19 protein-coding genes are annotated in these 21789 nt (G+C 71.3%); 11 read left to right on the top strand and 8 right to left on the bottom strand.

Annotated elements, in window-relative coordinates:
• Positions 1–16 precede the first annotated feature (16 nt).
• The 5 genes from QSV35_RS16640 (at position 17) to QSV35_RS16620 (ending at position 8288) form a co-directional block, all read left to right on the top strand.
• A complete protein-coding gene (locus tag QSV35_RS16640) occupies positions 17–3352 on the top strand; it encodes a serine hydrolase (protein ID WP_286289946.1) in 3336 nt (1111 codons plus the stop codon).
• A complete protein-coding gene (locus tag QSV35_RS16635; RefSeq protein ID WP_286289945.1) occupies positions 3352–4482 on the top strand; it encodes a M20 family metallopeptidase in 1131 nt (376 codons plus the stop codon). Before QSV35_RS16640 ends, QSV35_RS16635 begins: the two co-directional genes overlap by 1 nt.
• Positions 4479–5342, top strand: coding sequence for a GNAT family N-acetyltransferase (locus QSV35_RS16630; protein ID WP_286289944.1), 864 nt, complete (start codon positions 4479–4481; stop codon positions 5340–5342). The genes QSV35_RS16635 and QSV35_RS16630 overlap by 4 nt, the downstream gene beginning before the upstream one ends.
• Complete coding sequence (gene menC, locus QSV35_RS16625) at positions 5339–6445, top strand: o-succinylbenzoate synthase (protein WP_286289943.1); 1107 nt, start codon at positions 5339–5341, stop codon at positions 6443–6445. Before QSV35_RS16630 ends, menC begins: the two co-directional genes overlap by 4 nt.
• A 235-nt stretch (positions 6446–6680) precedes the next feature.
• Positions 6681–8288 carry a PucR family transcriptional regulator gene (locus QSV35_RS16620; protein ID WP_286289942.1) on the top strand — a complete coding sequence of 536 codons (1608 nt, stop codon included), beginning with the start codon at positions 6681–6683 and terminating at the stop codon, positions 8286–8288.
• 12 nt (positions 8289–8300) lie between these two features.
• On the opposite strand, the gene QSV35_RS16615 is transcribed toward QSV35_RS16620, so the two are convergent.
• Positions 8301–8714: an arsenate reductase ArsC gene (locus QSV35_RS16615; RefSeq protein WP_286289941.1), complete on the bottom strand. Its 414-nt coding sequence runs from the start codon at positions 8712–8714 to the stop codon at positions 8301–8303.
• Here QSV35_RS16615 and QSV35_RS16610 point away from each other — a divergent pair.
• Complete coding sequence (locus QSV35_RS16610) at positions 8713–8955, top strand: hypothetical protein (RefSeq protein WP_286289940.1); 243 nt, start codon at positions 8713–8715, stop codon at positions 8953–8955. The genes QSV35_RS16615 and QSV35_RS16610 overlap by 2 nt on opposite strands.
• 7 nt (positions 8956–8962) lie before the next feature.
• Here QSV35_RS16610 and QSV35_RS16605 read toward each other — a convergent pair whose 3' ends face one another.
• Positions 8963–9415, bottom strand: coding sequence for a hypothetical protein (locus tag QSV35_RS16605; RefSeq protein ID WP_286289939.1), 453 nt, complete (start codon positions 9413–9415; stop codon positions 8963–8965).
• Positions 9416–9572: 157 nt separating this feature from the next.
• Between QSV35_RS16605 and QSV35_RS16600 the strand changes: the two genes are divergently transcribed.
• On the top strand, positions 9573–11087 hold the full coding sequence (locus tag QSV35_RS16600) for an MATE family efflux transporter (protein WP_286289938.1): 1515 nt from the start codon (positions 9573–9575) through the stop codon (positions 11085–11087).
• A 9-nt stretch (positions 11088–11096) separates the two neighbouring features.
• Here QSV35_RS16600 and QSV35_RS16595 read toward each other — a convergent pair whose 3' ends face one another.
• On the bottom strand, positions 11097–11807 hold the full coding sequence (locus tag QSV35_RS16595; protein ID WP_419956863.1) for an NUDIX hydrolase: 711 nt from the start codon (positions 11805–11807) through the stop codon (positions 11097–11099).
• 155 nt (positions 11808–11962) lie between these two features.
• Between QSV35_RS16595 and msrB the strand changes: the two genes are divergently transcribed.
• Positions 11963–12448 carry a peptide-methionine (R)-S-oxide reductase MsrB gene (gene msrB, locus QSV35_RS16590; RefSeq protein WP_286289937.1) on the top strand — a complete coding sequence of 162 codons (486 nt, stop codon included), beginning with the start codon at positions 11963–11965 and terminating at the stop codon, positions 12446–12448.
• Positions 12445–13005 carry a peptide-methionine (S)-S-oxide reductase MsrA gene (msrA, locus tag QSV35_RS16585; RefSeq protein ID WP_286289936.1) on the top strand — a complete coding sequence of 187 codons (561 nt, stop codon included), beginning with the start codon at positions 12445–12447 and terminating at the stop codon, positions 13003–13005. The genes msrB and msrA overlap by 4 nt, the downstream gene beginning before the upstream one ends.
• 103 nt (positions 13006–13108) lie before the next feature.
• Here msrA and QSV35_RS16580 read toward each other — a convergent pair whose 3' ends face one another.
• Together QSV35_RS16580 and QSV35_RS16575 are read right to left on the bottom strand one after the other, a co-directional pair.
• Positions 13109–14386 (bottom strand): M18 family aminopeptidase, encoded by a 1278-nt coding sequence (locus tag QSV35_RS16580; protein ID WP_286289934.1) that lies wholly within the window; start codon positions 14384–14386, stop codon positions 13109–13111.
• A 47-nt stretch (positions 14387–14433) separates the two neighbouring features.
• On the bottom strand, positions 14434–15162 hold the full coding sequence (locus tag QSV35_RS16575) for an NYN domain-containing protein (RefSeq protein WP_286289933.1): 729 nt from the start codon (positions 15160–15162) through the stop codon (positions 14434–14436).
• Positions 15163–15184: 22 nt separating this feature from the next.
• Here QSV35_RS16575 and QSV35_RS16570 point away from each other — a divergent pair, with 22 nt between their 5' ends.
• Positions 15185–16306 (top strand): geranylgeranyl reductase family protein, encoded by a 1122-nt coding sequence (locus QSV35_RS16570; RefSeq protein WP_286289932.1) that lies wholly within the window; start codon positions 15185–15187, stop codon positions 16304–16306.
• Positions 16307–16320: 14 nt separating this feature from the next.
• Here QSV35_RS16570 and QSV35_RS16565 read toward each other — a convergent pair whose 3' ends face one another.
• Positions 16321–16812, bottom strand: a complete 492-nt coding sequence (locus QSV35_RS16565; RefSeq protein WP_286289931.1) for a carboxymuconolactone decarboxylase family protein — start codon at positions 16810–16812, stop codon at positions 16321–16323.
• A 55-nt stretch (positions 16813–16867) separates the two neighbouring features.
• On the opposite strand from QSV35_RS16565, the gene pdxR reads away from it, so the two are divergent.
• A complete protein-coding gene (pdxR, locus tag QSV35_RS16560) occupies positions 16868–18283 on the top strand; it encodes a MocR-like pyridoxine biosynthesis transcription factor PdxR (RefSeq protein ID WP_286289930.1) in 1416 nt (471 codons plus the stop codon).
• 15 nt (positions 18284–18298) lie between these two features.
• Here the strand turns inward: pdxR and QSV35_RS16555 are convergent, their stop codons facing one another.
• Positions 18299–20551 (bottom strand): glycoside hydrolase family 31 protein, encoded by a 2253-nt coding sequence (locus tag QSV35_RS16555; RefSeq protein WP_286289929.1) that lies wholly within the window; start codon positions 20549–20551, stop codon positions 18299–18301.
• Positions 20548–21708: a glycoside hydrolase family 15 protein gene (locus QSV35_RS16550; RefSeq protein ID WP_286289928.1), complete on the bottom strand. Its 1161-nt coding sequence runs from the start codon at positions 21706–21708 to the stop codon at positions 20548–20550. Before QSV35_RS16550 ends, QSV35_RS16555 begins: the two co-directional genes overlap by 4 nt.
• Positions 21709–21789: the final 81 nt, after the last annotated feature.

Genomic DNA, 21789 nt, shown 5'->3' with positions numbered 1-21789 from the left:
CCTGATTGGAGTCCGCATGACCCGCCCAGCGACCATCGACGACCTGCTCGCCGTCTCCTCCCCCGAGCAGCCCGCGCTGTCCCCCGACGGGACTCGCGTCGTGTACGCGCTGCGCAGCGCGGACCGCGACAAGGACCGCGATCTCCGATCGCTGTGGCAGGTCCGCACCGACGGCGGTGCTCCCGAACGCCTCACCCGCAGCGAAGCCGACAGCACCCCCGTGTGGAGCCCCGACGGATCCACGCTCGCGTTCTTGCGGGCCGAGGACGGTCCGGCTCAGATCTGGCTGCTGCCCGCGACGGGCGGCGAGGCGCGCACCCTCACGACGCTGCCGCTCGGAGCCGGCGCCCCGCACTGGAGCCCCGACGGCGCCCGCATCGCGTTCGCCGCCCCCGTCGACACCGCCGCGCTCCCCGGCGAGGGACCCGAGACGATTCTCGCCCGGCGATCCGCGCCGGCCGTCGCCGATCGTCTCGGATACAAGGCGGACGGCGCGGGACACTTCGGCACCCTCGTTCAGCAGCTCCACGTCGTCGAGATCGCCACGGGCGAGGTCACCGTGCTGACCCGCGGCCGCGCACACGCGTCCGATCCGTTCTGGTCGCCCGACGGGGCGCTTCTCGCGTTCTCCTCGGCGCCGGACGACGATGCCGACCTCACGATGCGCATCCAGGTCTTCGTCACCTCCGCGACCGACCCGAACAGCACCCCGCAGCGTGTGTCCTCGGCCGCCGTGCAGGCGAGCGTTGTCGGCTGGAGCGCAGACGGCCGGCACGTCCTCGCCGCGGGCCGCACCGACACGGAGGTCGGCAATGCCGATCTGATGCTGTTCCCGCTCGACGGCGGTGCTCCGATCGATCTGACGGCGCCGCTCGACCGCAACGTGATGCCCGGCGGCCCCGGCTACCCCGGGGGCATGCCGCAGGCGGCGGCCGACGGGACGCTCCTGTTCTGCCTTCGCGACAACGGCTACTCCCATCTGTGGCGCATCGCGCCCGACGGCTCTGCGGCGCGCGCCCTCGTGGATGGCACCGCGAATGTCTCGGGCCTGTCGGTCTCCGGCACCGTCGCGGCGATCGTGCGGGCGACCCCGGACTCGTTCGGCGAGGTCGCACTGGTCGACGTGAACGACGGGACGACCACCGTGCTCACCGCATCCGGTCTCCCGGAGATCGCCCTCGTCCCCGCCGAAGAGCGCCGGTTCACGATCTCCGACGGCACCGAGGTCACCGGCTGGCTGCGACGGGATCCGAACGCGACCGGCCCGCTGCCGCTTCTGCTCGATGTGCACGGCGGGCCGCACAACGCGTGGAACGGCGCCGCCGACCTCATCCACCCCTACCACCAGGTGCTCGCGAGCCGCGGGTGGGCGATCCTCACCCTCAACCCGCGCGGCAGCGACGGCTACGGCGACGACTTCTTCCGGGCCGTCGCCGGCGGGTGGGGCGTGAGCGATGCGAACGACTTCCTGGAGCCCATCGACCAGCTGGTCGCCGAGGGCATCGCGGACGCTGCGCGCCTGGCCGTGACCGGGTACAGCTACGGCGGGTACATGACCTGCTACCTCACCTCGCGCGACCAGCGGTTCGCGGCCGCTGTCGCCGGCGGTGTCGTGACCGATCTCTTCTCGATGGGCGGAACCTCCGACGCCGGGCACTTCCTCTCCACGAAGGAGAACGGCGGCCTGCCCTGGCGCGACGAGGCCCTCATCGCAGCGCAGTCTCCGTTCACCCAGGTCGAGCAGGTCACGACGCCCACGCTGATCCTGCACGGCGCCGACGACGAGCGCTGCCCGGTCGGTCAGGCCGAGCAGTGGTTCACGGCGCTGCGGGAGCGCGATGTGCCGGCCCGCCTGGTGCTCTACCCCGGCGGCTCGCACCTGTTCCCGCTGTCCGGTCCGCCGTCGCACCGCGCCGACTTCTCTCAGCGCGTGATCGACTGGGTCCAGCAGTACGCGCCGGCCGCCGGTCGACCGACGCGTGCGCGGCTGGATGCGCGGCACTGGCAGCAGCGGCTCAGCACCCTCGCGGCCGCCCACAGAGTTCCCGGCGCGACCCTCGGCATCCTTCGGCTCGGCGAGGATCCCGTCTTCGCGCACCACGGCATCCTCAACGCCCGCACGGGCGTGGCGGTGACCGACGACTCCCTGTTCCAGATCGGGTCGATGACCAAGGTGTGGACCGCCACCGCGATCATGCGGCTCGTCGACGGCGGGCTGCTCGATCTCGACCGCCCGGTCGTGGACTACCTGCCCGAGTTCCGCTCGTCCGAGGACGACATCACACGCACCGTGACGCTCCGGCATCTGCTCAACCACACGAGCGGCATCGACGGCGACGTGTTCACCGATACCGGCCGCGGGGACGACGCGCTCGAGAAGTACGTCGAGATCCTGGCGGGCGTCGCCCAGAACCATCCGATCGGCGCGACGATGTCGTACTGCAACTCCGGGTTCGTCCTCGCGGGGCGGGTGATCGAGAAGGTCACCGGCACCACGTGGGATCAGGCTCTGCGGGACCTGGTGATCACGCCGCTCGGACTCGAGCATTCGGCCACCCTCCCCGAGGAGGTGCTCCTGCACAGCGCGGCCGTGGGTCACACCGAGATCCTCGACGACGGACCGAAGGTCGCACCGGCGTGGATGCTGCCGCGTTCGATGGGGCCGGCGGGCCTGGTCTCCTCCACGACCGCGGATGTCCTCGAGTTCGCCCGCATGCACCTGTCCGGAGGCCTCGCGGCCGACGGCACGCGCGTGCTCTCCGCGGCGAGCGTGGATCGGATGCAGCAGCGCGAGGTGGACGTGCCCAACCCGTACACGCTCGGAGACGCATGGGGCGTCGGCTGGATCCTGTTCGACTGGAACGGGCGACGGCTCTACGGCCACGACGGCAACACGATCGGGCAGTCCGCGTTCCTGCGGGTGCTGCCCGACGAGGGCGTCGCGGTCACGCTGCTCACCAACGGCGGCAACACCCGCGACCTCTACAACGAGCTGTTCGACGAGATCTTCTCGGAGATCGCGGATGTCCACATGCCGGCCGAACTCTCCCCGCCCGCCGAGCCCTTCGCATCCGACTTCTCCGAACTGCTCGGCACGTACGACCGTGCCGGCGTGCGGGCGGAGGTCCTCGACTCCGGAGACGGACTGCGACTGCGCACGACGATGACCGGGCCGCTGGCCGCGCTCCTGCCCGATCCGGTCGAGGAGCACCCGCTGATCCCCGTGAAGGAGAACGAGTTCGTCATCCGGCCTGAGGGCACGCAGACGTGGAACGCGGTGGTCTTCTACCGTCTCGCCACGGGCGAGCAGTACCTGCACTACGGCGTGCGCGCCGCACCGAAGGTCTCGTGATGACGATGCACGCGGACGTCGACGACGCCGTCTCCGAGATCGATGCCGTCGTCGCGGACATCGGGGAGCTCGTGCGTTGCGAGTCTCCCTCCGCAGACCACGAGGCGGTCGCGCGGAGCGCCGAGGTCGTCGCGGCGCTGGGCGAGCGTGTGCTCGGCGTCGCTCCAGAGCGCATCGTCGTGGATGGCACGACCCACCTCCGCTGGCGTTTCGGCGCGCCGCGCGTGCTGCTGCTCGGGCACCACGACACGGTGTGGCCGATCGGATCGCTGCAGCGGCATCCGTTCCGCGTCGATGACGGCGTCCTGCGCGGCCCGGGATGCTTCGACATGAAGACGGGAGTGGTGATGGCGCTGCGCGCGGTCGCCGCACTCCAGGACCGCGACGGTGTGAGCATCCTCATCACCGGTGACGAGGAGCTGGGATCCCCGTCCTCGCGCGCGCTCATCGAGGCGGAGGCGCGCGGCTGCGCCGCCGCCCTCGTGCTGGAGGCGTCGGCCGATGGCGGCGCGTTGAAGACGGCGCGCAAGGGCGTCTCCATCTACCGCGTGCACGTGACGGGCAGGGCCGCGCACGCCGGGCTCGAACCCGACCGCGGTGTGAACGCCTCGGTCGAGGCAGCGCATCTCATCCTCGCGGTCGCCGCGCTCGGCGACCGCGACGCGGGCACCACCGTGACCCCGACCCTGCTGCACGCCGGCACGGCGGGCAATACGGTCCCCGCCGCCGCCTCCTTCACGGTGGACGTCCGCGCGGTCACCCGCACGGAGCAGGATCGCGTCGACGCGGCGCTGCACGCGCTGCGGACGACCCTCCCGGGTGCGGAGGTGTCCATCGAGGACGGTCCGAGGAGCGCCCCGATGGAACCGATCGCATCCGCGGACCTGTTCGCCCGCGCACGCGCGCTCGCCGCCGACCTCGGCCAGCCGCCGCTGGACGGCGTCGCCGTCGGCGGAGGCTCGGATGGAAACCACACCGCGGGCATCGGCGTCCCGACGCTCGACGGTCTCGGCGCCGTCGGCGGCGGTGCGCATGCCGACGACGAGCACGTCGTCGTCGGCATGATCCTCGATCGCATCGCCCTCGTGCGCGAACTCGTCGCCGACGTCCTCGCAGGAGGCGGGCGATGACCATCATGGAGACCTCCAGCCGGGAGGCCACGGATGCCGCCTCGGCCGCCACCACGGCTGCTGCGGCGGCCGGCGTCGAGATCAGGATCCTCGCGGGAGTGGACGAGTTCGCACAGGTCGCCGAACTGTTCCGCGGCATCTGGGCCGGCAAGGGCGATCGATCGCCCGTCAACGTCGAGACCCTGCGCGCGCTCTCCAAGGCGGGGAGCTATGTCGGCGGCGCCTTCGAGGGCGAGGTCCTGGTCGGCGCCTGCTTCGGCTTCTTCGCCGCACCGGAGCGCCGCTCGCTGCACAGCCACATCGCGGGCGTGTCCCCGCGCATGCGCGGCCGCAGCGTGGGGTTCGCGCTCAAGGTGCACCAGCGCGCCTGGGCGCTGGAGCAGGGCCTCGACGAGATCGCCTGGACCTTCGACCCCCTCATCAGTCGGAACGCCTACTTCAATCTCGTGAAGCTCGCGGCCACGCCGACGGGATATCACCGCAACTTCTACGGCCACATGGGCGACGAACTGAACGGCGCGGACGACACCGACCGGATGCTGGTCACCTGGCGTCTGCACGATCCGGCCGTCTCAGCAGCCTGCCGGGGCGCGTTCGCCGCGAGCACGTCGATGCCCACGGAACCGCTGCTGACCGGCGACGACGGCATCGGCCCGACCCGTCACGAGACGTCGGCCCGGCTTGTCAGCGTCGCGCTCCCCCGCGACATCGAGTCCCTCCGCCGCACGAACCCGGACCTGGCCACCCGCTGGCGACTGGCGCTGCGAGAGACCCTCGGCGACCTCATGGAGGACGGAGCCCGCGTGCTCTCCTTCGACCGTTCCGGCGCCTACACCATCGACAGAGGAGAAGTGCAATGAAGCTCAGCGGGATCGAAGTCCGCGTCATCGAGATGCCCCTGGTGTCCCCGTTCCGCACGTCGTTCGGCGTCGCAACCTCACGGGAGGCCCTCGTGGTGCGAGCGGTCACCGACGAGGCCGAGGGCTGGGGCGAGGGCGTGGCGATGCGCGACCCGCTGTATTCCTCCGAGTACGTGGAGGCGAGCGTCGACATGCTCACACGCTTCCTGATCCCCGCGCTCGCCCGGGTGCCCGATCTCGACGCGTCGAAGGTGGCGCCCGCCCTCGCGAAGTTCAAGGGGCATCGGATGTCGAAGGGCGCCATCGAACTCGCGATCCTCGATGCGGAGCTGCGCGGGAAGGGCGTGCCGTTGTCGCGCGAGCTCGGCGCGGTGCGCTCGAAGGTCGACTGCGGCGTGTCGGTCGGGATCATGGACTCGATCCCCGAGCTCCTTGATGCCGTCGCCGGCTACCTCGACGAGGGCTACGTGCGCATCAAGCTGAAGATCGAGCCGGGCTGGGATGTGGAGCCCGTGCGCGCGGTGCGGGAGCGCTTCGGCGACGACGTGCTGCTGCAGGTCGACGCCAACACCGCGTACCACCGCGGCGACGCCCATCTGCTCGCGCGCCTCGACCCGTTCGATCTCCTGCTCATCGAGCAGCCGCTGGATGAGGAGGATCTCCTCGGTCACGCGCAGCTCGCGAAGACCGTGCGGACGCCGATCTGCCTGGACGAGTCGGTGGTGTCCGCACGCGCGGCGGCCGACGCCATCGCTCTCGGCGCCTGCTCGATCGTGAACATCAAACCGGGGCGCGTCGGCGGATACCTCGAGGCGCGCCGCATCCATGACGTCTGCGTCGCCAACGACGTCCCCGTCTGGTGCGGAGGGATGCTGGAGACCGGGATCGGTCGGGCCGCCAACGTCGCGCTCGCGGCCCTCCCCGGGTTCACGCTGCCCGGCGACACCTCGGGGTCGAACCGCTACTACACGCGCGACATCACGGAGCCTTTCGTGATCGAGGACGGCACGCTGAGCGTGCCGACCGGCCCCGGGATCGGCGTCACGCCCAGCCCGGAGGCGCTGGAGGAGGTCACGGTCCGAACCGAGTGGATCACATTCTGAGTTCGACCCCCTCGACAGGACGGGCGGCTCCCCACGAACGGGGCCGCCCGTCCTTTCCGTTTCGCCCTTCCGTCTGCCGCGCCCGGAGTTGGTCGCACTACGATGCATTGTGCGCGCGGACGAAATCCGGCGACCATTCTGGTGGCGTGCACCATCGTCCTCCGAGTCCGCCGCTCCTACCCTGGGGGTTGTGCTCATGTCAGTGACGACGCGGCCACGCGCCAGCCTCGGGCGCGTGATCGAGGATCTCGGCAACACGCTCCTCGAGGTGGTGTGCGGTTCCGCCGATGGCGATGCGGAGATCGAGCACGTCGTCATCCACGACGTGCTCGACGACGCGATGCCCATGCGCAACGCCCTCGTGCTCGGGGTCGGAATGAGCGATCCGGCGGAGATCTCCGAGCTGCTCTCCACCCTCGCCGCGCAGCAGGCCGCGGCGCTCGTCCTGCGCGCCCCCGTCCGCGCGGAGGAACAGGTCCGCGCGGCGTCCGAGGCGTCGCGCATCCCCGTGCTCGCCCTGACGCGCGGCGCGTCGTGGGCGCAGCTGGCCGCCATGCTCCGCTCCCTGATCGCGGAGGGCGACGTCGGCGACCAGGGCGCGCAGACACTCGGCGGCATGCCGTCGGGAGACCTGTTCGCCCTCGCCAACGCGATCGCCACGCTCCTGAACGCGCCCGTGACCATCGAGGACCGCAACTCGCGGGTGCTCGCGTTCTCCGGACGCCAGGACGAGGCCGACCCCGCCCGGATCGAGACGGTGCTCGGCCGGCAGGTGCCGGAGCGCTTCAGCCGTCAGCTCGAGGAGCGCGGCGTGTTCCGCGAGCTGTACCGCAGCGAGGACCCCATCGACATCGCGCCGATCGCCACCGACGAAGGGCTCCCGTCGTTCCCGCGCGTCGCCCTGGCCGTCCGCGCCGGTGACGAGATCCTCGGCTCCATCTGGGCTGCCGTGCACGAGCCGCTCGGACCCGACCGCGCGCGGGCGCTCAAGGACTCGGCGGGACTCGTCGCACTGCACATGCTGCGCGAGCGCGCCGGTGCGGACGTCGAGCGCCGGCTCCGCGCCGATCTGCTCGCCACCGTGCTCGAGGGCGGATCGGGTGCCGCGGATGCAGCGTCCCGGCTCCGGCTCGACGGACATCGCTGCGTCGTCCTCGCCCTCGCCGCGCCGGATCGCTCACGGGACGAATCGTCCGCGGACGCCCGGGGGATCGCCGAGCGCCAGCACATCGCGGACGCGTTCGCCATGCATCTCGGCGCGGTCTACCTCCGCTCCGCCGTCGCGCCCATCGGCGACGTGGTCTACGCCGTGGTCGGCGTCCGCACCGATCAGGAGGACGCAGACGTCCACGCGACGCGCGTCGCCACGGACTTCCTCGGTCGACTCGGCAGCTCACGCGAGGTGCGCGTCGGCGTCGGCACGGTCGCCGACGACACCCAGAGCATCCCCGTTTCGCGCGTGAACGCCGATCGGGCGCTCCGCGTGCTCCAGGACTTCCCGCACCGCGAACCCGTCGCCCTGTTCACGACCGTGCAGGTCGACGCCCTCCTCGTCGAACTCGGCGATCTCGCCCGTGCCCGCGGGGATCAGCCCGCGGGGGCCGTCGGGCTCCTGATCGAGCACGACCGGGAGAAGGGCACCCAGTTGGTCGCGACGCTGCGCGCGTGGCTCGATGCGTTCGGCGACGTCAGCGTCGCCTCCGCCCGCATCTACACGCACCCGAACACGTTCCGCTATCGGCTGCGCCGGCTCGCGGAGATCAGCGGGCTGGACCTCACGGATCCCGAGTCGCGGTTCTCCGCGATGATGCAGCTGCGGCTGCTCACGACCGTCGAGCGCTGATCCCGCCGAGGTTCAGGAGAGCTCGCCGAGCAGGATCTCCACGCGTGCCCGGATGGCGTCGCGGATCGGCCGCACGCGTTCGATCGGCTGTCCGGCGGGGTCGTCCAGCTCCCAGTCCTCGTAGCGCTTTCCGGGGAAGATCGGGCAGGCATCTCCGCATCCCATCGTGATCACGGCGTCCGCTTCGCGGACCGCATCCACGGTCAGCACCTTCGGCGAGTTGCCCGCGATGTCGATGCCGACCTCCGCCATGGCCTCGACCGCGATCGGGTTGATCTGATCCTTCGGCTCCGACCCGGCGGAAAGCACCTCGACGCGGTCCCCCGCCAGCGCGCGCAGGAAACCCGCCGCCATCTGCGACCGGCCCGCATTGTGCACGCACACGAACAGGACCGTGGGCTTGTCCGCCGCGTGACCGTCATCCATGGATGCGACTCTACCGACGCCGGTCCAGCCGAGGCTCGGAAGGGAGACGACGACGCTCCCCCTGGGGACCGGCGACGACGACTCGGTGCACGACGCGGTCGCAGCCGCCTTCGGCCTCGATGAGGATCAGGCGCGCGCTGTGGTCGACCTGCAGGTCCGGCGGTTGTCGCCGCTGCGCACCGCCCAGATCGGGTGGGAGATCGCCGAGGTCGATCGGATCCTCGCCGACTTCGCCGGCTGACCCGACGTCAGGGCTCGCGAACCAGCTCCGCGGGCAGGAGCGAGAATGTCCGCGCGTGCGCGAGGTGCGCGTGCTTCGTCATGTAGCCGACGAGCGCCCAGGGTGCCGTGACCGTCGTCTCCTCCTCGACGACGGTGCCGCTCTCGGTCTGTGCGGTGCGCGTCAGGGTCTCGAGGCAGCAGCCGGGCGCGGCGCGCACCCATCCCCGCATCGTGTCGGGACCGAGCCGGGTCATGCGCGCCGGGAAGCGGATCGTGTACCGCAGCGGGCCGAGCGCGGGCCGTTCGACGATCCGCCAGTCCGACCAGTCGCCCTCGGCGTCTGCGCCGGTCGCGACGACGTCGGCGGACTGCAGATAGGGATGTAGCCCCCGGTGCCCGTCGAGCTGCATCAGGAAGTCGATGACGTCCTCGGGAGATGCATCGACGGTCGCGGAGAGACGGAAGCTGCGCACGGACACCACCCCATCCTGGCGTGCGGTCGCAGGCCCTAGGAATCCGGCCGCAGACCGCTCGAAATCCGCTGTGCCCCTCGACAGGCTCCGAATCGATTCGATACGCTTGATGTCTGCATCCTCCGCCTGCCCGGCATCCCTCCTTCTCCTTCGAGAGCCCTTCATGACCACCTCCCTGACGACGGGACGCCCTTGGCGCGTCATCCTCGTGTTCGCCGTGCCCCTCCTGGTCGGCAACATCGTGCAGCAGCTGTACCAGTTCGTCGATGCGATCGTGGTGGGCCGGCACCTCGGCGTCGACGCCCTTGCCGCCGTCGGTGCGACCGGGAGCATGCTGTTCCTCCTGCTCGGATTCGCGTGGGGCCTCACCTCCGGATTCGCGATCCCGACGGCACAGGCGTTCGGTGCGCGTGACTTCGTCGCCGTGAGGCGCTCCGTCGCGGCGGGCACGCTCCTCACCGGTGCATGCACCGTGGTGCTGACGGTCGGTGCACCGCTTCTCGCCGCCCCTCTCCTCGCGCTCCTCCAGACGCCGCCCGCGCTCATGGACGACGCCGTCGTGTTCGCACAGGTCAGCTTCCTCGGCGCGGGCGCGCTGATGTTCTTCAACTACCTCTCCGCGATCATCCGCGCCATCGGCGACTCCCGCACGCCGCTCGTCTTCCTCGCACTCGCGTGCGGCCTGAACGTCGCACTCGTGATCCTGATGGTCGGCCCACTCGGCTGGGGTGTCGGCGGCGCGGCGCTGGCCACCGTCGTCTCGCAGGCGATCTCCGTGCTCCTGTGCCTCGAGTTCGTCCGCCGCCGGGTGCCGGTGCTGCACGTGCGGCGGGAGGACTGGCGCGTCTCGCGCTCCGAGCTGGCCGACCACCTGCGGCTCGGGCTGCCCATGGGCTTCCAGGCCTCGATCATCGCGATCGGCACGCTGACCGTGCAGGTCGCCCTCAACGAGCTCGGCGCCGAGGCCGTCGCGGCGTATACCGCCGCATCCCGCGTGGACAGCCTCGCCGTCGCGCTCCTCCAGTCGCTCGGCCTGGCTGCATCGATGTTCGTGGCGCAGAACCTCGGCGGCGGCCGGCCGGATCGGATCCGCCGCGGGGTGAAGCAGGCGACGTGGATGTCGGTGGTCGCCGCCGTGATCCTGGGCGGTCTCATGATCGCCTTCGGCACCGTCATGGTGCGCCTTTTCGTCGGCGACGGATCACACGAGGTCGTCGGGCTCGCCGCCCAGATGCTCGCCATCAACGGCGCCAGCTACTGGCTGCTCGGCATTCTCTTCGTCCTCCGCGGCACGCTGCAGGGGCTCGGCCACGCGCTGATCCCGACGGTCACCGGCGTCATCGAACTCGTCATGCGCGTCGGCGCCGCGGTCATCCTCGGCGCGATGTTCGGCTTCGTCGGCGTGGCGATGAGCAACCCGCTCGCGTGGTTCGGCTCCGTCGTCGTGCTCGTCCCCGCCTACCTCGTCGCACGGAAGCGCCTCGCGGCCATGCCGATCGCGCCGCCGGTGGCCACGCCCACGACGCCGATCGCGGTCATCGGCCCCACCGACGGATCGATGGCGGTGGATGCCATCGTCACGGCGCCGATCCCGCTCCCGCAGCCCGCGGCGATGAGCGCCCGGCTCCCCCGGTTCCGCCGTTCCTTCACGCGGCGAGGTCGCGTCGACCACCGCTGACACGGAGGCTCAGGATGCGTCGACCCCGTACTGCCCGAGCCGGAAGTCGCGACCCTCATCCCACGGCTCGGTCCAGCCGAGCCGGTCGAACAGGCCCTCCAGCAGCATCGCGGTGAAGCCCCACACGAGGTGCTCCCTGCTCCCGTTGTGAACGAGGAAGCCGGGACCGCGCCACTCGTGGCCGTCGCGCCGGATGACGGTGCTGCCGCGGTTCGCGGGGTTCAGGAGGTCGGCGACGGGCGCCCGGAAGACGTCGGCCGACTCCGCCTCGTCGACGACGTGCACCGGCGACGGATGCCGCCACCAGCCGAGCACCGGCGTCACGAGGTGCCGCGAGTACTCGAGCGGCACGGGCGGGAGCGGGCCCAGCACGTCGACGCCGTCGGGATCGAGGCCGGTCTCCTCGCGCGCTTCGCGCAGGGCGGCCTCGACCGGCCCGCCGTCGCCGGGGTCGAGCCGGCCACCGGGAAAGGCGACCTGCCCCGGATGCGAGCGGAGCGTCGCCGCACGAGCGAGGAGCAGCACGTCGAGGTCGCGCGAGACGGCCTCCGCCCGCGCGTCGTACCGGCTCGGCACGGAATCGAGTTCGCCGAAGAGCATCAGGACGGCCGCCGGCCGCCCCACGGGATCGGCCGGATACCAGTCCAGCAGCCCGCCGTCGCCTCCCGCGAGCGCCAGCAGCTGCGCACGCGCGGTCTTCGGGGCGGTATCGACCGGCACCCGTTCAGCGTATGCCCCGCCGGGGACACCGGCTCCGGCTGCCCGGGGCGGAACTCGAAGCGCGCTCCCAGCTTCGCGGGACCAAATCCGCGCTCGCCTCCGTTTCACCTGGTGATGTCGCAGCCAGCGGCGTCATCCCACGGAGGAGCCACACTGTGAGCAACGACTACGGAAAGACCCCCGACGCGCTCGCCCGCCTCACGGACGCGCAGTACCGCGTCACGCAGAAGGAGGGCACCGAGCCCGCCTTCCGCAACGAGTACTGGAACAACCACGAGGACGGCATCTACGTCGACATCGTCTCGGGGCAGCCCCTGTTCGCGTCCGTCGACAAGTACGACAGCGGAACGGGCTGGCCGAGCTTCACCAAGCCGATCGCGCCCGACGCCGTCACCACGAAGACCGACCGGTCGCTCTTCATGACGCGCACCGAGGTCCGCTCGTCGGGAGCCGACAGCCACCTCGGCCACCTCTTCCCCGACGGCCCACGGGATGCCGGCGGCCTGAGATACTGCATGAACTCCGCCGCATTGCGATTCGTGCCCGCATCCTCGCTCGAGGACGAGGGCTACGGCGCCTACCGGAACCTCTTCCCCACCGAGAACGCTCAGAACACCGAGAACCAGGAGAACGCGTCATGACCAGCGGACCTTCCGACACCGGAGCCATCACCCGCACCCCCGGCACCGAGACCGCGGTGCTCGCCGGAGGCTGTTTCTGGGGCGTGGAGGACCTCATCCGGCGCCAGCCGGGCGTCGTGAGCACGCGCGTCGGCTACACCGGCGGGCAGAACGACCACGCCACCTACCGCAACCACCCCGGCCACGCGGAGGCGGTCGAGATCGTCTTCGACCCGACCCAGACGTCGTACCGCGACATCCTCGCCTTCTTCTTCCAGATCCACGACCCGTCGACCCTGAACCGGCAGGGCAACGACATCGGCACGAGCTACCGCTCCGCGATCTTCCCGCTCTCGCCCGAGCAGGCAGACGTCGCGCGCGACACGATCGCGGACGTCGATGCCTCGGGCCTCTGGCCGGCGAAGGCCGTCACGACGATCGAGCCCGAGGCCGCGTTCTGGGAGGCCGAGCCGGAGCACCAGGACTACCTGATCCGCTACCCGGACGGGTACACGTGCCACTTCCCGCGCGCCGGCTGGGTGCTGCCCACCCGCAGCGAGAGCGAGGCCACCGCCTGACCCCGCACCGCAGCTCGCGCTACCGAAACCTGCAGTCGCGCTCGTTCACAACGGGCGCGACTGCAGGTTTCTATCGCGCGAGCAGGTTTCCGCGGCGCGACCGTCAGCCGCGGAAGAACACCTCGGCCACGCGGGACAGGTCCCGCAGGTCGCTCACGCCGGCCAGCTCGCGGGCGGAGTGCATCGACAGGATGGGGATGCCGACATCCACCGTCCGGATGCCGAGACGCGTCGCCGTGATCGGACCGATCGTCGACCCGCAGGGCACCGAGTTGTTCGACACGAACTCCTGGCTTCCGACCCCCGCGTCGGCGCACCAGCCGTTCCAGGCTGCGGCGCCGACGCCGTCGGTCGCATAGCGCTGGTTGGCGTTGATCTTCAGGATCGGCCCCGACCCGAGCACGGGACGCACGACCGGATCGTGCTTGCCCGCGTAGTTCGGGTGCACCGAGTGCCCGACGTCGCTCGAGACGCACCAGGATGACGCGAGCGCGCGGTGCTGCTCCTCGCGATCGGCGCCGAGCGCGAGCTGAACGCGCTCGATGACGTCGGAGAGGAACGGCCCCGCGGCGCCCGAGCGCGTCTCGGACCCGATCTCCTCGTGGTCGAAGACAGCGAGCATCGCGATGTCGTCGCCGACCCCGTCCGCCGCGCGCGCCAGCGCGACGACTCCGGCGTGCACGGAGGCGAGGTCGTCGAGACGGGCGGCGGCGAAGAACACGTCGTCCTTCCCGAAGACGGCGCCGCGTGCGGCATCCGCCGTGACGATGTCGTAGCCGCGGATGCGCGCCGCATCCACTTCGGCCGCGGACGCGAGCTCGCCGAGGAGATCGGCCGAATCCTCGTCGCCGAGCCCCCACACCGGCTGGGTCTGCATCTGCTTGTCGAGCGCGAGTCCGTCGTTCGCGGCGCGGTCGAGGTGGATCGCGAGCTGCGGCAGCCGCAGCAGCGGGCCGGTCGCCGCGAGCACCGTCGAGCCGTCGTCGAGCGCGATCCGGCCGGCGAGGCGCAGTTCGCGGTCGAGCCAGGAATTGAGGAGCGGTCCGCCGTAGATCTCGACACCGGCCTGCAGCCAGCCGAGCCGCCCCGTCGTCGGCTTCGGCTTGAGCTTGAACCCCGGCGAGTCGCTGTGCGCGCCGAAAACCCGCACCGCAGTGCAGGTGCCCGCACCCTGCGGCACGACCCACGCGATCACGGCCCCGTCGCGCACGACGAGGAACCGGCCGCCCGGCTGCGACGGCCACGCATCCTGCTCGTCGAGCGGGGTGAAGCCCGCATCGGTCAGCCGCCGTCCGACCTCCGCCGCGGCGTGGAAGCTCGACGGCGAAGCCGCGACGAAATCGGCCAGATCCGCCGCGTGGGCGAGTGCGTCAGGGGACAACGAGGACCTCCTCGGGAAGACGGACGTCCTTCGATCGTACGCGCGGGCTACTTCTTCTTCGGCTGCAGCCGGACGCCGGCCGGCGTCGTCTCCATCGTGAACAGGCCGATGGCCTTCACGAGGTCGGAGAGCTTCGCGTAGCCCCAGTTGCGGGAGTCGAAATCGGGCTGCTGCTTGCCCATGAGCTGCCCCACGGCGCCGAGGTTCGTCCATCCGTCGTCCCCGGATGCCGTTCCGACCGCCGAACGCAGCATCGAGACGAGCTTCGCGTCCTGGCGCAGCTTCGCGGGCGTGACCCGCTTGGATGCGGCGGCCGCGGTGTCCGCCTCCACCGCCGGCTCTTCGAGCACCTCGAGGAACGTGAAACGGTCGCAGGCGTTGCGGAACGCATCCGGCGTCTTCCGCTCGCCGAACCCGTACACGATCACGCCGTCCTCGCGGATGCGGGACGCGAGCCGCGTGAAGTCGCTGTCGCTCGAGACGATGCAGAAGCCCTGGAACCGGCCCGTGTAGAGCAGGTCCATCGCGTCGATGATGAGCGCGCTGTCGGTGGCGTTCTTGCCCGTCGTGTTGTCGAACTGCTGGATCGGCTGGATGACGTGCTCGCTCGCGGCATCCTTCCACCCGCGCAGCTGCGTCTTCGTCCAGTCGCCGTAGACGCGTTTGACGGATGCCGTGCCGTACTGCGCGATCTCGGCGAGCACGGCGCCGATCCGGGCGGGCGACACGTTGTCGGCGTCGATGAGGACCGCCAGGAGGTCGTTCGGCTGGGCCATGGCCACAAGCTACCGTGTATCGGTGACATCTGTGTCGGGCGAGTGGGACGTGATCGTCGTCGGCGCAGGGCCGGCGGGGTCGACCGCCGCGCGGGTCGCCGCCGCAAGCGGTGCCCGGACACTGCTCATCGACCGGGCGACGTTCCCGAGGTACAAGACGTGCGGCGGCGGGCTCATCGGCGCGAGCCGCGCTCTGCTGCCGCCCGCGGCTGCCGCGACCATCGAGCGGCAGGTCGACGAGGTCGTCTTCACGCTGCAGGGCGCGCGTCCGGTGCGGGTGAAGAGAGATGCCGCGTTCCTCGCGATGACCCGTCGTGAGACGTTCGATGCGGCCCTTCTCGCTGAGGCGCAGGCGGCGGGTGCCGAGTTCGTCGGCGGAGCGGCGCTTCGCGACCTCACCGTCTCCGGCGATGTGGTGACCGTCGTGACGAGCGCCGGGGATGCCACTGCCCGCTGCGTGATCGGCGCCGACGGCGTCGGCGGGCGCGTGGGCCGCTACGTCGGCGTCATCCCCGAGCGCATCGATCTCGGGCTCGAGGACGAGCTCGACGCATCCGGCCGTCCCGAGGTGCTCCTGGACTGGGGGCCGGGCGCGGGCAGCTACGCGTGGACATTCCCGAAGGCGTCTGTCGATACGGTCGGCGTCATCGAGGCGAAGGGCCACGCGGATCGCACGCGCGCCTACCTCGCGGACTGGCGGACGCAGCAGGACGATCCGGATGCGGCGGTCGTGCACTCCAGCGGGCACCTCACGCAGTGGCGACGCACCGATTCACCGCTGCGTCGCGGTCCGGTGCTCGTCGCCGGCGACGCGGCGGGGCTTCTGGAGCCATGGACCCGCGAGGGCATCTCCTTCGCGCTGCGCTCCGGCGCCCTCGCGGGCGAGGCGGCCGCCGCGTACGTCTCCACGGGGGCCGATCTCGACGCCTACGCGGCCGCCGTCGACCGGACGCTCGTCCCGGAGATGCGGGTCGGCGCGCTCCTGCTCGCCGTCTTCGAGAAGCATCCGCGTCTCGTGCATCGTCTGGCCACGCGATCGCGCCGCGCGCAGCGCTACTTCGTCGAGTTCTGCGCAGGAGAGCGCAGCCTCGCAGACCTCGGGCGGAGACCCTGGATCCTGCGAATGCTGCGCTCCCTGGCCTGAGTGGCGCGAGCGGGTCAGACGTTCTCGACGGATGCCCGCCAGCAGCGGGCCGTCACGCCGATCTCGTTCCACGCGTTGATGCTGACGAGGATCGCGAGGATCGCGGCCGCCTCGGCCTCCGTCCACACCTCGAGGACGTCGGCGACGATCGCGTCCGGGACATGCGTGTCGGCCAGTCGCGCGACGGAGTCCGCGAGCGCGAACGCGGAGCGCTCCTTCTGGGTGAAGAAGTTCGACTCCTCCCACACGGCGACGGCCGAGATGCGCTGGAACGACTCGCCCGCGTCCCGCGCGTCGCGGGAGTGCGTGTCGACGCAGTAGGCGCAGCCGTTGATCTGCGACGTGCGCAGACGCAGCAGCTCGGTGAGCCCGGCGGGGATCCCGGCACGCTCGGCCTCGACCTTCGCCGCGTGGTCGAGCGAGGCGACAGCGCGCGAGAAGCTGGGCACGAGGGCGTCGAAGTCGAAGCGGATGGCGGGGCGGATGAGGGTCTCTGTCGTGTTCATGTCCTCAACGCTACGGGCCGATTGTCCTGTGCAGCAGTCCAATACGATGGTGCTCATGTGGGCCAATTCCGGAGCGTTCGAACCGGGCCGCGACCTGCTCGTCGCGCTCGATCCCGTCCGCAAGACGGATTCGCTCGAGCGTGCGCTGCGCGACGCGATCCGCACGGGCGCCCTCGCGGCGGGCGAACGGATGCCGCCGAGCCGCACCCTCGCGGCCGACCTCGGCATCTCGCGCAACAGCGTCGCGGAGGTCTACGGAAGGCTCACGGGCGAGGGATGGCTCGAGGCGCGGGTCGGCGCGGGCACGTGGGTGGCCGCATCCCCTGGCCGCCTCGAGCCCGGTCCCGCATCCATCCGTCGGCGCAGGGCGGCGCGCCTCGACCTCCGGGCAGGGATCCCGGATGCCTCCGCCTTCCCGATCGGCGCATGGATCGCGGCATCCCGCCGCGCCCTCGCGAGCGCCTCGACCTCGGCGTTCGGATACGGCGAGCTCGCCGGCGCCCTGCCCCTTCGCGAAGCCCTCGCTGCGTACGTCTCTCGCGCCCGGGGCGTCTGGGCGTCCGCCGACGCCGTGCATGTCACACACGGGTTCGGTCAGCTGCTCGCCCTCGTCGGCGGTGCGCTCGTCGATCGGGGCGCGCGCGTCATCGCGGTCGAGGAGTACGGGCATGAGCTGCACCGCGACATCCTGCGCGGCACGGGGCTCGAGGTCGTGCCGATCCCGGTCGACGGCGACGGCGCCGACCCCGCGCGTGTGACAGCGGATGCGGTGCTCCTCACGCCGGCGCATCAGTTCCCCACCGGCGCGGTCCTCTCCCCCGCGCGGCGCGCAGCGTTCGTCGATTGGGCGCGGCGCGGCGACCGGATCGTCATCGAGGACGACTACGACGGCGAGTTCCGCTACGACCGCCGTGCCGTGGGCGCGCTGCAGGCGCTCGCGCCCGATCACGTCGTCTACGCCGGCACCGCGAGCAAGGCGCTCACCCCGTCGCTCGGGCTCGCCTGGGGTGTGCTTCCGCCGTCGCTCGTCGACGGCGTCGCCGCGCGCGCCCGCCTCGCCGGTGCGGCGACCGACGTCCTGTCCCAGCTGACCCTTGCCGAGTTCCTCCGTCGCGGCGACTACGACCGCGCGGTCCGCTCGGCGCGCGTGCGGTATCGCGCACGACGTGAGGCACTCGATCTCCTCGTCGCCACGCGCCTCCCCGGCGCGCACCTCGGCACGGAACAGGCGGGGCTCCAGTGCATCCTGGAGCTCCCGCCCGGCACGTCTGAGAAGGACGTGATGGATGCCTCAGCATCCGATTCGCTCGTCTTCGACGGCCTCGGGACCTATCGCTTCGGCGCCGGCGCGCCCCGGCCGCCCGCGATGGTCGTGGGCTTCGGCGCTCCGCCGCCGCACCTCTTCGACGACGCGCTCGACGCTGCCGTGGTCGCGATCCGCGCAGCCGACGCCTCGACCCACGGGCTGTAGCGTCGTCGCGCGGCGCTACCCGGCGGTCTCCCCGTCCGCTGCGAACACCTCGAGGAGCTCGGCATCCGCGCCGTTCCGCGCGAAGACCGGGATGCGATCGATCGGCGCTTCGACGGAGACCGTCCGGCCGCCCGAAGTGCTCTCGCCCGTCCAGACGTCCGTCCAGTCGCCCGCCGGCAGATAGACCGTCCGACTCTCGACGCCGGGCTCGATCACAGGGGCGACGAGGAGGTCGTCGCCCAGCAGCCACTGGGCCTCGGCACTCCACACACCTGGGTCATCCGGCCACTCGAAGAACAGCGGACGCATGAGCGGGCGATCGGTCGCGACCGTCTCCGCCGCAGACCTGACGAGGTACGGCACGAGGCGCTCGCGCAGCTGCGCGTATTTCCGGAACAGCGGGATCACCCGGTCGTCACCGCTGCGCTCCGCGATGTTCCACGGCGTGCGGTCCCGGGACGGCGTGCGGTGGTGGTTGAACTCCGAGTGGTACTGCATCACGGGAACGAAGGCGGCAGCCTGCACAGCCCGCAGATAGAGCTCGGCCGGCGGCACGTCGCCGGAGAATCCGGCGATGTCCCATCCCCAGTAGACGATCCCGCTCGCCGCGGCCGTGAGCCCCGCGTTGAGGGACCACCGGAACGCCTCCCAGGTGGAGTTCTCGTCGCCCGCCCAGAAGGCGCCGTGCGCCTGGGAGCCTGCGAAGCCCGCACGACTGAAGGTGACGGGCGCCTTGCCGGAAGATCGGAGCAGGTCCCCGTACGCGGCGGCATAGGCGACCGGGAAGACGTTGTTGCCCTCGTCGCCGCGGCGGCCGTCGAGGTAGACGAGCTCCGCACCCCACGCATGCTCGCCGCCATCCGTCTTGAATCCGTCGATGCCGATCTCGTCGACGAGGTAGCGGCGCTTCTCGGTCCACCAGCGAGCGGCGCGCTCATCCGTGAGGTCGGGCATCAGCCCGAGCGGGAACCACCAGCCGCGATTGCGATACGGCCTCGTCCCACCGCGAGGATCGGACTCCCGGATGAGGACGTCCTCGCGGATCGCGGCAGCAGCGTCGGCCGCGAGCTGGCCGTGCGGATGCGGACGCATCTTCAGCAGCGGGATCTGCCAGAGGTGCAGGCGGATGTCACGCCGGTGCAGCTCATCGGTCATTCCCTTGGGGTCCGGCCACGCACCCTCGGCGGGGAACGTGAAGTCCGCGAGACGGTGCGGCGCGCCGTCCCCCGTCACCTCGTACTCCGCATCACGGAAAGCGGTGAACGTGGATTCGTCGCTCCACGCCTCGATCACGACCGACCCGACCGGGATGTCGTGCTCGGCATGCAGGTCCATCTGGCGCATCACCTCGGCCTGTGTGTTCCACTCGTTGCCGCTGGCCCACAGCCGGAACACCCAGGAGGGCAGCTCCGTCGCTCGGCCGACACCGTCGAGGAAACCTCGCAGGACATCGGTCGGGAGCCCGTCGAACAGCCGCAGCAGGATCGCCCCGTCGGCGCCGCACTCGGCGTCGACGGCGATGCGGGTTGCATCCGCCTCCCCGACGTCGAACCACACCCGCCGAGAGGTGTCGACGTGAAAGCCCCATCCGTCGCCGCCGACGACGTGCGCGAACGGCATGGGCATGTACGTCTTGCGCTCGGCCCCCTGGCTCTTGTACTGCTCGAAGACGACGGAGTCGAGCGACGTCCCCGTCTGGTCGACAGCGTCGTAGCGCTCGCCGAACCCCGTCACGTGCTCGCCCTCGCCGAGTGGCAGTGCGAAGCGGACGCGCCACGCGCGTTCGCCGTCGTACAGCGTCTCGACGGAGCCCGAGATCACCCGAGCGATGCCGTGCTCGACGACGGCGCCGGCCGTCGGCATCCATCGCGCCGCTCGGAACTCGAACCAGCGCGTCCGTTCCACGCGCCCGTCTGCGTGGTGCGCGGAGAACCGGTAGCGGTAGCGGCCGCCGGCGGACAGCGCCGGTGTCGTCGTCTGCCATCCGCCGACCGCGCGGGCCTGCCGGGCCGCGGCCGAGGCGAGATGCCCGCCGTCGGTCATGCGGCCGCGCGACGAGGTAGCCACGCGCTCCAGCCCGAGCTCGATGGTGGAACCACCGGCATCGTCGTCGGGATGCCACTCGAGAGTGCATGTCGCCGACACGACCCCGGCGTCCGCGCGCAGTCCGAGAGTGGCCGTTCCGCCGGCCTCGGGGACGACCGGCCAGCGCTGCTCCGTGTCGACGGAGTACGGATGCCCGGAGCCTGCGGGGCGATGACGGATCATCGGACGAATCCTTCCTCGGCGAAGGCAAGCTCCGCCGGCGCGATGCGACCGAGCTCGATGCCCAGACGCAGGAACATGGCGTGACTCCACAGCAGAGGCGTGGCCACCGGCCCCCAACGATCGATCCACTCCTGCCGCATTCCCGGGGCGATGAGGTGGTCGCCCACCTGCTCGGGGAGGTCGAAGTCCGCGGTCGCCGTGCCCGCCGCCCAGTCGAACAGCTCCGACGCGCGGTCTCGGTCGCCCGCGGCGACGTGCGCAAGCCCGAGGAAGCAGGACAGCAGGGGCCACTGGCCGCCGCCGAAGAAGGTGTCGCCGAGGTAGCGGTGCACGCCGCCGGCGACGCAGAGATGCGCCTCGAGGACGTCGATCGTGCGCCGCGCGAGGTCGGACTCCGGGTCGATGACGTGGAGCGGCGCGATCGCCGCCGCGAGACTGCCGTCGACGGCGGTGCTCCCGAGCCACTTGATCAGATGCCCGTCCGCTGTTCCGCGGCCCGCGATCAGTCGGTGGATCGCTGCGGATTCCGACCGGATGCCGTCCGCGAGCGACTCGTCGACGAGGCCCGCACGGGCGATGGCGTCGAGGCCGCCGACGATGCAGGCGAGGGTCGACACGTGCACGTGCTGCGCGTGCTCCTCCCACCAGTCGTAGCAGGGGCGCTCCCAGGAGGCGAGGAGGTACTCGACGGTCAGGGCGACGGCGGGCCGCCACCGTTCTGCGTCCAGGCTGTGCCGCTCCACGTGCTGCGACAGCGCCCACAGCCACGTGCCGTAGCCGTCGAGCTGGAAGTCCCACCACTCGTCCGCGCCGTCGTCCCCCGCGAACGTGAACCGCGCGGGCAGCATGTGCTCCGAGGCCGGCTGACGGCCGGCGCGACTCTCGCGCACGATGGCGCGGATCGCGTCGCCCCGTCTCGTGATGACATCGGCGCACCAGTCGAAGAATCGGCTCGCCGAATCGGCTCGCCCGGCGGCGGAGGCTGCATCGGCGATGAATGCGCCGTCGCGCAGCCAGCTGTATCCGACGTACGCCGAGAATGTGGGGCTCGCCGGGTATGCGCCCTCGGGGGTCTGCAGGCTCGTGATGAGCCGGATGCTGTGCCTGGCGAGGGTCGAGATCGTGCGATCGTCGATGGCCGGGACGGTGACTGACACGGGAGGCCCTTCGTTTCGGTGTCGTGGCCGGGGCGCGCCGCCCCCGGCCCGCCCGGGGGGGGGGGCGACGGGGGGAGCCGG

This window comes from Microbacterium candidum, assembly GCF_030315975.1.
Taxonomy (GTDB): domain Bacteria; phylum Actinomycetota; class Actinomycetes; order Actinomycetales; family Microbacteriaceae; genus Microbacterium; species Microbacterium candidum.
This window is presented reverse-complemented; position numbering and strand designations above follow the sequence as displayed.

Excerpts from the sequence above, each read along its gene's own strand:
- QSV35_RS16600 (WP_286289938.1), top strand. The coding sequence starts at position 9,573 with ATGACCACCTCCCTGACGACGGGACGCCCTTGGCGCGTCATCCTCGTG.
- QSV35_RS16615 (WP_286289941.1), bottom strand. The coding sequence starts at position 8,714 with ATGGATGACGGTCACGCGGCGGACAAGCCCACGGTCCTGTTCGTGTGC.
- QSV35_RS16635 (WP_286289945.1), top strand. The coding sequence starts at position 3,352 with ATGACGATGCACGCGGACGTCGACGACGCCGTCTCCGAGATCGATGCC.
- QSV35_RS16565 (WP_286289931.1), bottom strand. The coding sequence starts at position 16,812 with ATGAACACGACAGAGACCCTCATCCGCCCCGCCATCCGCTTCGACTTC.
- menC (WP_286289943.1), top strand. The coding sequence starts at position 5,339 with ATGAAGCTCAGCGGGATCGAAGTCCGCGTCATCGAGATGCCCCTGGTG.
- QSV35_RS16555 (WP_286289929.1), bottom strand. The coding sequence starts at position 20,551 with ATGATCCGTCATCGCCCCGCAGGCTCCGGGCATCCGTACTCCGTCGAC.
- msrA (WP_286289936.1), top strand. The coding sequence starts at position 12,445 with ATGACCAGCGGACCTTCCGACACCGGAGCCATCACCCGCACCCCCGGC.
- QSV35_RS16575 (WP_286289933.1), bottom strand. The coding sequence starts at position 15,162 with ATGGCCCAGCCGAACGACCTCCTGGCGGTCCTCATCGACGCCGACAAC.
- QSV35_RS16610 (WP_286289940.1), top strand. The coding sequence starts at position 8,713 with ATGGATGCGACTCTACCGACGCCGGTCCAGCCGAGGCTCGGAAGGGAG.
- QSV35_RS16630 (WP_286289944.1), top strand. The coding sequence starts at position 4,479 with ATGACCATCATGGAGACCTCCAGCCGGGAGGCCACGGATGCCGCCTCG.
- QSV35_RS16640 (WP_286289946.1), top strand. The coding sequence starts at position 17 with ATGACCCGCCCAGCGACCATCGACGACCTGCTCGCCGTCTCCTCCCCC.
- pdxR (WP_286289930.1), top strand. The coding sequence starts at position 16,868 with ATGTGGGCCAATTCCGGAGCGTTCGAACCGGGCCGCGACCTGCTCGTC.